The 14,177-nt window shown below is 72.4% G+C and carries 14 protein-coding genes; 7 read left to right on the top strand and 7 right to left on the bottom strand.

Annotation, left to right across the window (positions count from 1 at the left end; genetic code table 11):
- Positions 1-5 precede the first annotated feature (5 nt).
- Both AB0910_RS12685 and AB0910_RS12680 read right to left on the bottom strand, forming a co-directional pair.
- Positions 6-902: a carbohydrate ABC transporter permease gene (locus tag AB0910_RS12685; protein WP_366744565.1), complete on the bottom strand. Its 897-nt coding sequence runs from the start codon at positions 900-902 to the stop codon at positions 6-8.
- On the bottom strand, positions 899-1,915 hold the full coding sequence (locus AB0910_RS12680) for an ABC transporter permease subunit (RefSeq protein WP_366744564.1): 1,017 nt from the start codon (positions 1,913-1,915) through the stop codon (positions 899-901). The genes AB0910_RS12685 and AB0910_RS12680 overlap by 4 nt, the downstream gene beginning before the upstream one ends.
- Before the next feature lie 323 nt (positions 1,916-2,238).
- Between AB0910_RS12680 and AB0910_RS12675 the strand changes: the two genes are divergently transcribed.
- Positions 2,239-3,969 carry a glycoside hydrolase family 9 protein gene (locus AB0910_RS12675; protein WP_366744563.1) on the top strand — a complete coding sequence of 577 codons (1,731 nt, stop codon included), beginning with the start codon at positions 2,239-2,241 and terminating at the stop codon, positions 3,967-3,969.
- Here AB0910_RS12675 and AB0910_RS12670 read toward each other — a convergent pair.
- The 4 genes from AB0910_RS12670 to AB0910_RS12655 form a co-directional block, all read right to left on the bottom strand.
- Entirely contained in the window at positions 3,866-4,678 is an 813-nt protein-coding gene (locus tag AB0910_RS12670) for an alpha/beta fold hydrolase (RefSeq protein WP_366744562.1), read from the bottom strand. The genes AB0910_RS12675 and AB0910_RS12670 overlap by 104 nt on opposite strands.
- Entirely contained in the window at positions 4,671-5,528 is an 858-nt protein-coding gene (locus tag AB0910_RS12665) for a citryl-CoA lyase (protein WP_366744561.1), read from the bottom strand. Before AB0910_RS12665 ends, AB0910_RS12670 begins: the two co-directional genes overlap by 8 nt.
- A gap of 74 nt (positions 5,529-5,602) precedes the next feature.
- A complete protein-coding gene (locus AB0910_RS12660) occupies positions 5,603-6,823 on the bottom strand; it encodes a CoA transferase (RefSeq protein ID WP_366744560.1) in 1,221 nt (406 codons plus the stop codon).
- Positions 6,824-7,012: 189 nt separating this feature from the next.
- The gene (locus AB0910_RS12655) at positions 7,013-7,837 is read right to left on the bottom strand and encodes an IclR family transcriptional regulator C-terminal domain-containing protein (protein ID WP_366744559.1); all 825 of its coding nucleotides are present in this window, start codon (positions 7,835-7,837) and stop codon (positions 7,013-7,015) included.
- Between the two features lie 145 nt (positions 7,838-7,982).
- Here AB0910_RS12655 and AB0910_RS12650 point away from each other — a divergent pair, with 145 nt between their 5' ends.
- Entirely contained in the window at positions 7,983-8,513 is a 531-nt protein-coding gene (locus AB0910_RS12650; RefSeq protein ID WP_366744558.1) for a VOC family protein, read from the top strand.
- A 151-nt stretch (positions 8,514-8,664) separates the two neighbouring features.
- Here AB0910_RS12650 and AB0910_RS12645 read toward each other — a convergent pair whose 3' ends face one another.
- Positions 8,665-9,516, bottom strand: a complete 852-nt coding sequence (locus tag AB0910_RS12645) for an LAETG motif-containing sortase-dependent surface protein (protein ID WP_366744557.1) — start codon at positions 9,514-9,516, stop codon at positions 8,665-8,667.
- An 834-nt stretch (positions 9,517-10,350) separates the two neighbouring features.
- Between AB0910_RS12645 and AB0910_RS12640 the strand changes: the two genes are divergently transcribed.
- From AB0910_RS12640 to AB0910_RS12620, 5 genes are all read left to right on the top strand, one after another.
- Positions 10,351-11,739, top strand: coding sequence for a beta-1,3-glucanase family protein (locus AB0910_RS12640; RefSeq protein ID WP_366744556.1), 1,389 nt, complete (start codon positions 10,351-10,353; stop codon positions 11,737-11,739).
- A gap of 82 nt (positions 11,740-11,821) precedes the next feature.
- Complete coding sequence (locus tag AB0910_RS12635) at positions 11,822-12,676, top strand: RNA methyltransferase (RefSeq protein WP_366744555.1); 855 nt, start codon at positions 11,822-11,824, stop codon at positions 12,674-12,676.
- 115 nt (positions 12,677-12,791) lie between these two features.
- Complete coding sequence (locus AB0910_RS12630; protein WP_366744554.1) at positions 12,792-13,391, top strand: hypothetical protein; 600 nt, start codon at positions 12,792-12,794, stop codon at positions 13,389-13,391.
- 114 nt (positions 13,392-13,505) lie between these two features.
- Positions 13,506-13,748, top strand: coding sequence for a type II toxin-antitoxin system VapB family antitoxin (locus tag AB0910_RS12625; RefSeq protein ID WP_366744553.1), 243 nt, complete (start codon positions 13,506-13,508; stop codon positions 13,746-13,748).
- The gene (locus tag AB0910_RS12620; RefSeq protein WP_366744552.1) at positions 13,748-14,167 is read left to right on the top strand and encodes a PIN domain nuclease; all 420 of its coding nucleotides are present in this window, start codon (positions 13,748-13,750) and stop codon (positions 14,165-14,167) included. The genes AB0910_RS12625 and AB0910_RS12620 overlap by 1 nt, the downstream gene beginning before the upstream one ends.
- Positions 14,168-14,177: the final 10 nt, after the last annotated feature.

Below are 14,177 nucleotides of genomic sequence, written 5' to 3'. Positions count from 1 at the left end.
GCGGTTCAGCCCTTGATGGCCCCGGTGAGCATCCCCTTGGACATGTGCTTCGAGAGGAAGGGGTAGGCGCACAGGATCGGGATGGTGGCGATGACGACGAGCGCCATCTGGACGGACTGCGCGGGCGGGGCGGCCTGGCTGGGGAGGGTGCTCGACGTGGTGGTGACGCTGTTCTGGAGGACGAACGAGCGCATCACCAGCTGGAGGGGCCACTTGCTGGTGTCGTTGAGGTACAGCAGCGGGCCGAAGTAGTTGTTCCAGTAGCCGACCGCGATGAACAGGCCGACCACCGCGATCACCGCCTTCGACAGCGGCAGCGCGACGGAGAAGAAGATCCGCCACTCCCCCGCGCCGTCGATGCGCGCCGCGTCGAAGAGTTCCCGCGGGATGTTCTGGATGAAGCCGCGCACGATCACGATGTTGAAGGCGCTCACCGCCGTGGGGATGATCAACGCCCAGTAGCTGCCCAGCAGATGGGTCTGCTTGACCATCAGGTACACGGGGATGATGCCCGGCGCGAACAGCAGGGTGATCAGGACGTACGAGAGCAGCCCGCGCTGGAAGAGGCTGCCGCGCCGGCTCAGCCCGTATGCGGCGAGGACGGTGCACAGCAGGCTGAAGGCGGTGCCGACGGCGGTGACCAGCACACTGATCACGATCGACCGGCCGACCTGCGTGCCGTCGAACACCTCGCGGTACGCCTCGAACGACACGGAGTCGGGCCACAGCACGTAGCCGCCGTTGGCGTTGATCTGCTTGGAGGTGGCGAGGCTCGTGGAGACGACGGTCAGGAAGGGGAAGACGACGACGCCGCAGATCAGCAGCAGCGCGAGCCCGCGCAGCGCGATCCCCACCGGCTTCGGCCTGCCCAGCCACGCGGGGCGGGCGTAACTGCTGCTCATCGCTGGTAGATCCCTTCCTCGCCGAGGCGGTGCGCCAGCTTGTTGGCCGCGAGTACGAGCAGCAGGCTGACGACGCCCTTGAGCAGGCCCGCGGCGGTGGCCACGCCCCAGTTCCCGTCGACGACTCCGTTGAAGTAGACGTAGGTGTCGAGGACTTCGGCGGCGCCCGGGCCGACGGCGTCGCGCTGGAGGAGGATCTGCTCGAAGCCGACGGTGAGCGAGTCGCCGAGGCGCAGGATGAGCATCAGCACGATGATCGGCCGCATGCCGGGCAGGGTGACGTGCCAGAAGCGGCCCCAGGCGCCCGCGCCGTCCACGGTGGCGGACTCGTAGAGCTGGGAGTCGATGGCGGCGATTGCGGCGAGGAAGATGATCGTCCCCCAGCCCGCGTCCTTCCAGATGCCCTGCGCGGTCAGCAGCAGCTTGAAGGTGGAGGGGTCCGACATGATGTCGAGGCCCTTGTGGCCGTGGGTGGCGAGGATCCGGCTGATGACGCCGCCGCCGCCGAGCACCTGCTGGAACAGCGCGACGATGATGACCCACGACAGGAAGTGCGGCAGGTAGATCACCGACTGCACGAACTTCTTCGCCATCGGCATGGCCACCGCGTTGAACAGCACGGCGAGCAGGATCGGCACCGGGAAGAAGAGGACCAGCTGGAGGAAGGTGATCTGGAAGGTGTTGGACAGCGCCGACCAGAAGGCCGAGTCCTGGAAGAGCGCGGTGAAGTTGTCCCAGCCGACCCACTGGGAGTGGGTGAAGCCGAGGAACGGCACGTAGTCCATCCACGCGACGACGCTGCCGAGCAGTGGCACATAGGTGAAGAGCAGCAGGACGATGACCGCGGGCGCGGCCATGAACAGCAGCGGGGAGTCCTGCCGCAGCCGTGTGAGGAACGACCTGGTCCGGCGGGCGGGCGGTTCGTGGGTCGCGGGTGCGTCCGGGGGGTTCGGGGAGCGGCGGCCACCCCCGAGTGATCTCAGAGCCCGGGGCAGCGCTTGGTTGACGGCCATGCGCACCTCTCATCGCGTCTCGTCGCGTCATGGGCGCGCCGGACTGATCAGACAACCGAAAGAATGCGGGGACCGTACCAGTTGAACCAAAGCAATACAACACGTAACGTCAACGCAACCCGAGAACACCACATGAGCCAGAGCCGATCCGGCAGCAGCGCTCAACTCATCGCGTCACAGGGCTTGATGAGCCCAGGAAATCCCTGCTATAAGGCGTATTCGGGCCTCGTGCTGCCACCCGGTCCGCCCCTCGAAGCGCCGGTCGGGGAATTGTCTACAACAGACCACCCAATACCACTCTTGTTCCGGAGGAGTCCCGCACGATGGCGACGATCCTGACCAACCACATCGGCTACAACACGGCCGGCAGCAAGAAGGCGGTCATCCTGCTCCCCGGCCCCCTGCCGGCGGGCGCCGAGGCCGCGGGGGCCGACCCGGGCGCCGAAGGGGCGGGCGCCGCACGGCTGGTGGGCGAGGGCGTCGACACACCGCTCGCCGTCGGGCCCCGGCAGGCCGTCGACCGCTGGTCGGTGGGGACTTTCCGGGTGATCGACTTCAGCGAGGTGCGCACCGAGGGCGTCTTCCGCGTCGTCTGCGGCGACGCGGCCTCCGAGCCCTTCCGCATCGGGGAGCGCGTGCTCCAGCAGAGCACGCTCTCCGACATCCTCTACTACTTCAAGTCCGTGCGATCGAGCGGCGCGATCGACCGCAAGGACCGCACCGCCCGCTTCTACCGCGACGACTCGGGACGCACGGTCGACGCGCGCGGCGGCTGGCTCGACGCCTCGGGCGACTACAGCAAGTTCCTCAGCCACCTCAACTACACGCGCATGATGAACCCGCAGCAACTTCCGCTCTGTGCCTGGGCGTTCATGGAGGCGCGGGACACCCTGACGCGCCGGACCCCGCAGCTGCTGAAGGCGCTCGGCGACCGGCTGCGCGACGAAGCCCTGTTCGGCGCCGACTTCCTGGTGCGCTTCCAGTCGCCCGAGGGCCACTTCTACACCGCGATCTTCGACGCGCTCACCAAGGACCTTCAGGAGCGCGTCATCAACGCGCCCCTCCAGGACTCCGTGCGCACCCAGCGCTGGCAGGCCGCCTACCGGCAGGGCGGCGGCTTCGCCATCGCCGCGCTCGCCCGCGCCGCCACCCTCGACGACCACGGCGACTTCACCTCAGCCGACTACCTCGCGGCGGCCCGCCGCGGCTTCGACCACCTGGAGGAGCACAACAAGGAGTACCTGTACGACGGCGAGGAGTCCGTCATCGACGACTACTGCGCGCTCATGGCCGCCGTCGAACTGGTCCGCGCCACCCCGGGCGGCGACCCGGTGCCGGCGGCGGCCGCCGACCGCCGTGCCCGGCAGCTCATGGACCGCCGCACCGACTCGGGCCGCGGCTTCCACTACCTGGTCGGCGACGTCGAGGGCAGGCCCTACTTCCACGCGGCCGAGTCGGGGCTGCCCGCCGTCGCGCTGCTGCGCTACGCCGAGGTGTGCGCGGGCTCCCCGCTCGCGGCCGAGGCGCGCCGCACCGCGCTGGCCCTGCTGCGGGACGCGGCCCGCCTCGCCGACGAGGTCGCCAACCCCTTCGGCTGCGCACGGCAGTTCGTGCAGCCGACCGGCGCCGAGCCGCGCACGAGCTTCTTCTTCCCGCACGACAACGAGACCGGCTACTGGTGGCAGGGCCAGAACGCCGACATCTGCTCCGTCGCCTACGCCGCCTTCCTCGGCTCCGGGCAGCAGGAGTGCGACGACGCGCTGCGCGAGCGGCTGTGCAGGCTCGCCGAGGACCAGCTGCACTGGGTGACGGGCCTCAACCCGTTCGACTCCTCGATGATCAAGGGCGTGGGCCGCAACAACGTCGAGTACAAGCCGGACTACCCCAACGTCCCCGGCGGCATCCTCAACGGGATCACCGGCGGCTTCGAGGACGAGCGCGACATCGCCTTCATGCCGGAGCACCACCGCGCCACCGGCAACGGCTGGCGGTGGACCGAGCAGTGGATCCCGCACTCGGCGTGGTTCCTGCTGGCGATGTCGGCGGCGCGCTGACCGCCCGCGCCGCCTGCACCGCCCGCGCCGCCTGCCCGGCGAGCAGTGCCGCGAGCGCACCGGGCGCCGAGAGGAACGGCGCGTGGTCGCAGTCGAGTTCGGCGCTCTCGGCGGCCTCGGCCGCGCAGGCGCGCTGCGCCTCGACCCGTACAGTGCGATCCCGCGCGCACACCACGTACAGCGTCGGGCGGTGCAGCCAGGCGGGGTCGGCGAGCGGCTCCGCGGGCACCGCGCTCCACATCGGGCGCCAGCCGCGGACCGCCGCGTCGGCGAGGACCGCGGGCGAGGCGGAGTACAGCACGTCACGCGCCTCAGGCCGCAGCACGACGGCCCCGTCCGCGCGCACGGCGCAGGCGGCGCGGTAGGCAAAGTGGCCCCAGCGCGGGGTCAGTTCGGCGGGCGAGCGCCCCGGCAGCGGCATCCTGGCCGCGACATAGACGAGGCGGTCGGCGCCGTGGCCGCCCGCCGAGACCGGCAGGCCGCCGTAGCTGTGCGCGACGAGCACCACGGGCCTGCCGCCGGCCGCCGCGCGGCGCACGGCCTCGCGCACCGCGGCCGTGTCGTCGTCGTACGAGGTCAGCGGCAGGTCCACGGCGTGCGCGCGCACCCCGCGCAGGGCGAGCAGCCGCACGACCTGCGCCCAGCAGCCGCCGTCGTGGTGTGCGCCGTGCACCAGCACGACGACCGGCTCGGGCGGCGGCTCAGCCACGGCCCCGCTCCCCGCCGGTGGGGCCCTGCGGGTACGGCTCCGGCGGCACGGGCCGGTTGTTGAGGTCGACGGAGAGGAAGACGTCGTTGGCGACAGGGTGGCGCAGCTCCTCGGCGAGCTGCCCGAGCAGCCCCGCCGTGCGCGCGAGCAGCGCGAAGCCGCGCAGGAGTTGCAGGGGCAGGCCGAGGTCGGCGAGGGCGGCGCCGCACACGCCCGCGCCGTTGAGGGGCAGCGTCCTGCCCAGGACGCGCGGGTGGACCCGGCCGATCGCCGCGAACAGCTCCAGATGCGGCCCGAACTCGCCCTCCGCGCGGGCGATCTCCATCAGGCGCGGGGTGCGCGGGTCGCCCTGCTTGTGCACGTGGTGGCCGAGGCCCGGCACGAGGGCGCCGCTCTCGCGGCGGGCGGCGACCGCGGCGAGCGCCAGCGCGTCCCACTCCGCGTCGTCTGCGGGCAGCCGCCCCTCGTGCGCGGCGAGCACCTCGTGCAGGAAGAGGCCGGTGTCCTCGGTGACGCCGAGGAAGCGGGAGCCGCCGCCGAGCAGGCCCGCGGCGAGCGCGCCCTGCACCGAGTCGGGCGCCGACAGGTAGGTGAGCCGGGTGACGATCGCGGTCGGTGTGAAGCCGTGGTCGGCCAGCGCCGCGAGTACCGCCTCGAACACCCGGGTCTGGCCCGGCGTGGGACGGCGCTGCGCGGCCAGCCAGAACGCCAGCTCGCCGAAGCCTACTTCGCCCATCACGTCCGCGGCGAGGTCCTGTCCGAGCAGGGTGATCGCGGTGGGCGATGCGGCGCCGAGCGCGGTGGGGTATCCGCCGTCCCGGCCCTGCGGCCGCGTCTGTTCACCGGTCATACGGGACTCCTTCGGTTCTGCGGGCACGCGCGGGTCCGCGCCGTGCGGGCGGGCGCCGTGCGGGCGTCGGACGCTCACGCGGTGGCGTCGGGGGCGTGCGGTGCGGCGAGCCAGGCGCGCAGCTCGGCGCCGTGCTCGTCGAGTTCGGGCGGCGGCAGCTCGTAGCGCGGGGGTGTGGCGGAGAAGGTGATCGGGTGCCGGGTCGTGGGCAGCGCGCGCTCGCCCTCGCCCACCTCGACCACCGGGTCGAGGCCGAAGCGCTCCGCCATCGCGAAGCCGCCGTCGATGGTGTTGATCGGGCCGCACGGCACCCCGGCGGCCACCAGCAGGTCGAACCACTCCTGCGCGCCGCGCGCCGCAAGCAGCTCCACCAGGACGGGCCGCAGCGCGTCGCGGTGTGCGGTGCGGTCGGCGTTGTGCGCGAAGCGCGGGTCGTCCGCGAGTCCCGGGCGGCCGAGCACCTCGCACAACGCCCTGAACTGCCCGTCGTTGGCGGCCGTCACGATCAGCTCCCGGTCGGCGGTCGGCAGCGGCTCGTACGGGAAGACGCTGGGGTGCGCGTTGCCCATGCGGTACGGCACCGTGCCGCCCGCCACGTACGCGGACGAGTGGTTGACCAGGCCGGTCAGCGCGGACGACAGGAGGTTGACCTCCACGTGCTGGCCGCGGCCCGTGGCGTCGCGGTGCCGCAGCGCGGCGAGGATGCCGATGACGGCGTGGTTGCCCGCCATCACGTCGAAGACGGAGATGCCCGCGCGGTAGGCGGGGCCCTCCGGGTCGCCGGTGAGGCTCATCAGGCCGGAGACGGCCTGCACCATCAGGTCGTACCCCGGCACATGGGCGCCCGCGCCCGAGCCGAAGCCGCTGATGGAGGCGTAGACGACGCCGGGGTTCCCGGCGGCGACCGCCGCGTGGTCCAGGCCGAACCGCGCCATGCCGCCCGGCTTCAGGTTCTCGATCAGCACGTCGGCGCGGCGGGCCAGTTCGCGCGCGGCGGCCAGGTCGTCCGGGTCGCGCAGGTCGAGCGCGATCGACCGCTTGCCCCGGTTCACGCCGAGGTAGTACGTGGACACCCCGCCGCGCACCGGCGGCCGCCAGGCGCGGGTCTCGTCGCCCGCAGGGCCCTCGACCTTGACGACGGTGGCGCCCAGGTCGGCGAGGAGCATCGTCGCGTAGGGGCCCGCGAGCACCCGGGAGAAGTCGGCGACGAGCAGCCCGGCGAGCGGCGCCCCGCCCGGCCCCTGCACGCGCGGCCCCGCGCCGTCGGACCCCGCGCCCGTCCCGCCCTCCGCCATGCCGGCCCCGCCTCTCGTCTTCGCGCCCCGGCACCTCGACCGCGTCCGCATACCGGTCAGGTGTCCGCACCCGCCCCGATGGGACACCGCAGACGCCCCGGACGTCAAGCACACCCGGCGCGGCGGCACCCCTGAGGCACCGAGGGCCCGGGGGGCGCTCGCGTCGAACGCGCCCGCGCAGGGCGGGGGTCAGGCGCCGCTCGGTTCCAGGGTCGCGTGGGGTACGGCGGCCAGGCGCGCGAGGTCCGTGCCGATCTCGCCCGCCGTCTGGAGCAGCAGCGGCAGGTGGTGGCCGACCAGGTGCTCGACGGAGGTCTCGGCGGCGTGCGCGTTCACGTTGAGCGCGGCGATCACCCGGCCCTCGCCGTCCCGCAGCGGCACCGAGACCGACCTGATGCCGGGCGCCAGTTCCTCGTCGGCGAGCGCCCACCCCCGCGCCCGCACCTCCCGCAGCTCGGCCGCGAGCTGCTCGTCCGGCAGGTTCCTGGCCGGCACCACCCCGGCGCGGGACGGCTCGCCGAGCGCCGCGGCCAGCTCACCCGGGCCGAGCGCGGCGAGCAGCACCTTGCCGAGCGAGGTCGCGGGCGCGGGGAAGCGGGTGCCGATCTGGACGGCGAGCGTCACGATCTTCGGGACAGCGACCCGCGCCACGTAGACGATGTCGCCGCCGTCGAGCCGGGCGGCGGAGCAGGACTCGCCGGTCCGCGCCACCAGCCGCTCCATGTGCGGCCTCGCCACCTCCCACAGGCCGGTGGAGCGCACGTACGCGACACCGAGGTCGAGCACCCGGGGCGTCAGCGCGTACCGCAGGGCGCCCGGGTCGCCCGAGGAGCGCACGTACCCCAGCTCCTGGAGGGTCAGCAGGATCCTGCGGGCGGTCGGCCGCGCGAGCCCCGCCGTCTGGGCGACCTGGCTGAGCGACATCTCGGGGCGGTCGGCCGAGAAGGCCGTGATGACGTCGAGCCCGCGGGCCAGCGCCTCGATGAAGTCGGGCGTGGTCGCCTTGCGCGGCATGGGGCGGCTCCTCTCGGCGTACGGGCGGCCCGCCGGTGCGCGAGTGCGCGGCGGAACCTTGACAACGTACCCGACAGGGAGAATCGTCGACCCGCCCGACCGCAGGCCGGACACTCGTCCGGCGCACGCAACCGAGGGAGCGACGATGCCCCAGGCCCTGCCGAGCCGCCTGCACCACAACGCCTATGTGACGACCGACCAGGAGGCGACGCGGGCCTTCTACGAGGACCTCGTCGGCCTGCCGCTCATCGCGACGTGGAAGGAGGCGGACGAGCTGTTCGGCAAGGTCCGCACGTACTGCCACACGTTCTACGGGCTCGGGGACGGCAGCGCGCTCGCGTTCTTCCAGTTCGCCGAGGAGTCCGACCAGCGGGAGTTCGGGCCGAGGATGCCGCACTCGCCGTTCCAGCACATCGCCGTCAAGGTCACGGCCGAGGTCCAGGACGCCATCGCGCAGCGGCTGGAGGACGCCGGGTGGCTCCCCGACGAGACATACGTGCTGGAGCACGGCTACTGCCGCTCGCTGTACACCCAGGACCCCAACGGCCTGCTCCTGGAGTTCACCCGCGACGCCCCCGGCATCGAGGAGACGGACGCCGAGCGCAGGCGCACCGCCCGCGAGGACCTGCGGTCCTGGCTCGCGGGCGACCACACCAGCAACAACACCTACCGCTGAGCGCGCCGCCGCACCCGCGGGACCCGGCCGCCCGGCCGGGAGGCCCCGGACCGCCGGGCCACCGGACCGCCTGGCCGGGAAATGCCGACCGGCCGGACCGCTGGGTGCGGTCCGGCCGGTGCGCCGCCCGGGCGGCGTGCGGTGTACGGGGTCAGGCCTGCGTACGGTTCCGGCGGCGGGTGAAGACCACGGCACCGGCGCCGATCACGACGAGCGCGGCCCCCGCGGCGACGAACGTCGTGGTCTGCGAGCTGTCGCTACCGGTCTCCGCCAGGGTCGGCGTGCTCGACACCGGCTGGGCGACCGGCGAACCTGACGGCTGCACCGGGGTGCCGCCCGCCGGCGCGCTGCTGCTCGGCACGGGCGAAGAGGGGCTCGGGGACGAGGAGTCCGACGGCGAGGTGGACGGGCTCGACGAGTCGCTCGGCGACGGCGAGGTGCTGTCGGGGGGCGTCGTCGGCGGGGTGGTCGGCGGCGTCGTGGGCGGGGTGGTGGGCGGGGTGGAGCCGCCGCCCTCCTCGCACTTGTCGTACGCGCCGTTCCACGCCGTGATCAGGTTCTCCGGCGTGGAGACGTTCGGGAAGTGCGGCAGGGCGCCGCTCTTGCCGTCGTAGACCTTGTTGTTGCCGTACAGGTCGATCTGGCCGAAGCAGACCGACGTGTCGACGCCCTTGACCTGGAGCGTGACCGTGTCGGTCTTGCTCGACAGGGTGCCCTGGTCGACGCCGAGGAACGACTGGTTGCCCGAGGTCTCCCAGGTCGGCCCGTCGGTCTTGTAGGCGGCGAGCGAGATCGGGTACTCGCAGCCCTTGGTGACACGGCCGTCGAGCTTGGCCTCGATGCTCTCGGGCGCGCTGCCGAGCATGCCGTTCTGCTGCCAGGTCTTGCCGCCGTCGGTGGAGAACTTCAGCTGCACGGAGCTGCAGTGGCCGCCACCGTTGTCGCCGCCGCGGCCGTGGGCCGACGCGGTGCCCACACCGGCAAGCGTCAGCGCCGCGGCCATGGAACCCACTCCGGCGGCACCTATCAGACGTCTCGCGAATGAACTCTGCACTTCGGTACTCCTGAATACGTGGCGGTGACGGGTTCCGAGCAGTGCTCACGTGCCCAGCACGCCGTGCCGCGGGCCTTTGCGACGCGCGCGTCGACGAGGAGCTGCCGCCGCCGAGGTAGTTGGTGTCCGTGCCTGATGGCCGGGGCACTGAGTATGCCGCACCGACACGCACGTGACACAAGTGGCCTGGGCAAAACACACCAGCACTAGAGGGTGTTGCAGCAAAGCTGTGACACAAGGAGGAGTGCAAGAGGAGCAAAAGCCGCACAAGGAGTAAGGCGCCATCTCCACCTGCACAAGCGGAACTTCAAACTCCGGGCAGCGGGTCCCGCAGGTGTGGCCGCGCGGCGAGACCCATCGGGCCGCGCCTTCCCCCACGTTCGCCCGCACAGCCGACGACCCGTGCGGAACTGCCGCCTCCGGAACCGGCCCTGCGGAACCCGGCCGCCACCAATCCGCCACAGCTCCACCACACCGGCCAGACGGCCGCCCGGCGCCCGGCCCCGGCCACCCGGAACGCACCCCCACCACCGCCCGCACCCGGTCGCCCCGCGCACTCCCCGCAGACCCCGGCGCCGCCCACGGGCCCACCGCCCGCCGCGCCCGCGCCGCGCCAACTCGGCGTCGGAACAAACTACTTGATCCTTTGACAGAACCGTTGACGGCCGGGCCGCAACCGGAATATAAACAGTCGCCCCGCTGAGAGCGCTCTCAGAAACGTCCGGTGCGAGCGTGCGCGGCAGGGCGAGGCTCCGACGCCCCCCACTCCCGTGAGGAGACACCATGTCGAGCAGCACCGCGCTGGTGCACAGACCCCCCGCCCGCCTCCGCCCCAGACCCCTGGTGGCCCTTCCCGTCCTGGTCGCGCTCCTCGCGGCCTGCCTCTTCGCCCTCACCCAGGCCCCGCAGGCGCACGCGGCGGGCACCCTGCTCTCGCAGGGCAGGGCCGCCACCGCCTCGTCCACCGAGGCGCCCGGCACGCCCGCGTCCGCCGCGGTCGACGGCGACACCGGCACCCGCTGGTCGAGCGGCTTCTCCGACCCGCAGTGGCTCCAGGTCGACCTGGGCTCCACCGCGCAGCTCAGCCAGGTCGTGCTCCACTGGGAGGCCGCGTACGCGACCGCCTTCCAGATCCAGACGTCCGACAACGGCACCACCTGGACGACGGTCTACTCCACCACCAACGCCACCGGCGGCGTGCAGACCCTCGACGTCAGCGGCTCGGGCCGCTACGTCCGGATGTACGGCACCAAGCGGGCCACCCCGTACGGCTACTCGCTCTACGAGTTCCAGGTGTACGGCACCGGCGACTCGGGCGGCACGAACCCGCCGGGCGGCACCAACCCGCCGGGCGACGCGTTCTGGGGCGACACCAGCACCATCCCGCCCGCCCACAACATGATCATGGTGAAGGTGCTCAACCGCACCAACGGGGCCTACCCGGACAGCCAGGTCTACTGGAGCTTCAACGGGCAGACCCACTCCATCGCGGAGCAGCCCTACCTCGACATGCCGGCCAACTCGTCGGGCCGCATGTACTTCTACGTCGGCTCGCCCACCAGCCAGTACCAGGACTTCATCGAATTCACCGTCGGCGGCGGCGTCTTCAACGGCAACACCACCCGCGTCGACGCGTGGGCGCTGCCGCTCGCGATGCGGCTGCACGCGACCGACGGGTACGACGTCCAGGTCGGCGACAGCCAGGCGCTGTTCAACGAGCCGCGCGACCAGGTCTTCCAGGACTTCGTGAGCGCCGTGCCGCAGCAGTTCCAGGTGCTGGCCCGCACCCAGGCCCCGTACCGGATCATCGCCCCCGGCAGCGACCCGAGCTTCCAGCCGGGCGGCGTGAACGCCAACTACTTCACCGCGTACGCGCAGTCCGTCGGCGTGAACGAGACCACCCAGTACATCTTCGGCTGCGCCGGCTCCATGGGCGGCAACCCCGACATGTGCGCGGCACTCAACCGGCACGTGGCGCAGCTGCCCGCGTCCCAGCAGTCGGACCCGAGCCAGTACTACAAGGCGGGCCCGGCCAACTACTACGCGAAGTTCTGGCACGACCACGCCATCAACGGCCTCGCGTACGGCTTCCCGTACGACGACGTGGCCGGCCAGTCCTCGTACATCTCGCACGGCAACGCGCAGTGGCTGGAGGTCGCGGTCGGCTTCTGAGCCCGCCGCTCCCCGCCCCCGGGCGGCTGCCCGCGTCCCGGCCGGGGCGCGGGCAGCCGCGGCCGTGCGGGACAATCGGCCCATGAACGGCTCCCGCCCCACCGGCCACCGCGGCACCGCACGGACCCCGGAACCCGCCCCTGCGCGCTCCCCCAAGGACACCTTCATCACCGTCTACGGGCGGATGCCGGTGCTCGAAGTGCTCCAGGACCGCGAGCTGCGGGTGGACAAGCTGGTCGTGGCGGACAACGCGCGCGGCGACAACCTCGACCGGATCCTGCGGCTCGCCGCGCGGCGCGAGGTGCCCGTCAGGTCCGCGACCGCGCACCGGGTGAAGGTGCTCGCCGGCAACGGCAAGCACGACCAGGGGATCATCGCCGACGTGGTGGCGCCGCGGATGGCGCCGCTCGCCGAGTTCCTCGACCGCCCGGCGAGGGAGCGCGCCGCGCAGGGGCGGGGCGTCCTGGTGCTCGACGGCGTCAACAACCCGTCCAACGTGGGCATGATCCTGCGCACGGCGACGGCCGCGGGCGTCGCGGGCGTGGTACTGCCCCGGGTGGGCTCGCCCGGCGTGGATCCGCTGGTGATCAAGGCCTCGGCGGGCGTCGCCTTCCACGCGCCGATCCTGCGCTGCCGCACGGCCGCGGAGGCCCTCGAAGCGCTCTCCGGCGCCGGGTACAGGACCTACGGCCTCTCCGGCGCGGCCCGCGGCTCGCTCTACACCGAACGCCTCCCTGACGACGTGGCGTTCGTCCTCGGCAACGAGACCGAGGGCATCTCGCCCGAGGCGGACCGCTGGGTCGACAGGTCCCTGCGCATCCCGATGGCGGGCGGCGTCGAGTCGCTCAACGTGTCGAGCGCCGCGGCGGTGCTCTGCTTCGACCTGGTGCGCAGGGCGGAGGAGCGCGAGGCGGCCGCAGGGGGCAGGCGCCGCTGAGTCCGAGGCCGCCGGGCACCGCTCGTTCGGGCCAGTTGTCCACGACAGGCCCCCGCCGCCGCTGCCTTGTTGGTGTAATGGCCGGGGAGCAGCCGTAGAGGGCGGAGAGGCGGCCATGGGCTGGAGCACGGACGAGTTCGGCAGGTCCCACGAGGGCAGGCCGGGCGCGCTACTCGCCGACGGCACGGAGCCGAAGCCGGTCTACGTGGACCTCGGCAGCAGCAGCAACATGCACGAGATCAGCGACTGGTGGGTCTACGACGGCCGCCTGAACAGGCCGCGCGCGAGCGAGGTGCGCGGCGCCTGCTCGTGCGGCTGGCGCGGCGCCGGGCGGTACGCGATCGACTGGGGCGCGCTCGAAGGCGGTGACGCGGACGGGGAGGACCCGTACGACATCGACCTGCCGGGCCCCTACGCGGACTGGGAGCGCCACCTGGACGAGGTCAGGGCGCGTTCCGTGCCGCTGCCCGCCGGGCTCCAGGACCTCATCGACCAGGTCGAATCCCGGCTCGACAGCCTGGTCGACCAGGCACCGCTCGCCGCGCTCAAGGCCGTGGCGGACCTTGAGCGCACGGTCAAGCGGGTGGCGGGCGACGCCGCGTACGCGGTGGAGATGGACGAGCTGTCCTGGGAGACCGTGGGCAAGGCCCTGGGCGTCCCCGAACGCGAGGCCCGCTCCCGCCTCCTGGGCTACGCCCTGCGCCGCAACCACTGACCACGCCCCACCACCCGGCCGCGCCGACCATGGGTGACACCTCGAACGATATCATTTTTGAGGCCATCATGGTATCGTTTCGTGTGCAGTGACATTCCGCGGAAGGAGCCGCCCATGGCCAGGACGGTCATCGATCTCGACGAGGACATGGTCGCCGAGGCCATGCGCATCTTCGGCACCAAGACCAAGGCGAAAGCCGTGCGCCTCGCCATGGAGGACGCCGTCAAGAGGCACCTGCGGCAGGAGTTCTTCGACGCGATGGACGCCGGCGAACTCGACTTCGACGAGATCGTCGAGAGCACCGGCCCCCGTAACGCCGACGGCTCGCTCAAGCGTGACGGAGGCCGCGCCGCCTGATGCAGGACCGCTACCTGATCGACAAGTCCGCACTCGCCCGCTGGACGAAGCCCGCCGTCAAGGAGGTGCTGCGGCCCCTGCACGAGCGCTCTCTGCTCGCGGTGTGCGGGCCCACCGAGTACGAGATGATCCACTCGGCGCGCGACAGGGCCGAGGCCGTCCGCATCAGCACCTGGCTCCACGCCTTCGACTACCTCCCCACCGGCGACGACGTCTTCGCACGCGCCCTCGAAACGCAGCGCCACGCGCTCAACGCGGGCTTCCACCGGGCCCTGTCCCTGCAGGACCTGCTGATCGCCGCCACGGCGGAACTGAACCGGCGCACCGTCCTGCACTACGACGGCGACTTCGACATGATCGCCTCCCTCACAGGACAGTCCGCCGAGTGGGTCGTGCCGCCCGGAAGCGCCGACCACTGATCGACGCCCG

It is taken from the genome of Streptomyces sp. NPDC047002, assembly GCF_040704505.1.
Taxonomy (GTDB): Bacteria; Actinomycetota; Actinomycetes; order Streptomycetales; family Streptomycetaceae; genus Streptomyces.
This window is presented reverse-complemented; position numbering and strand designations above follow the sequence as displayed.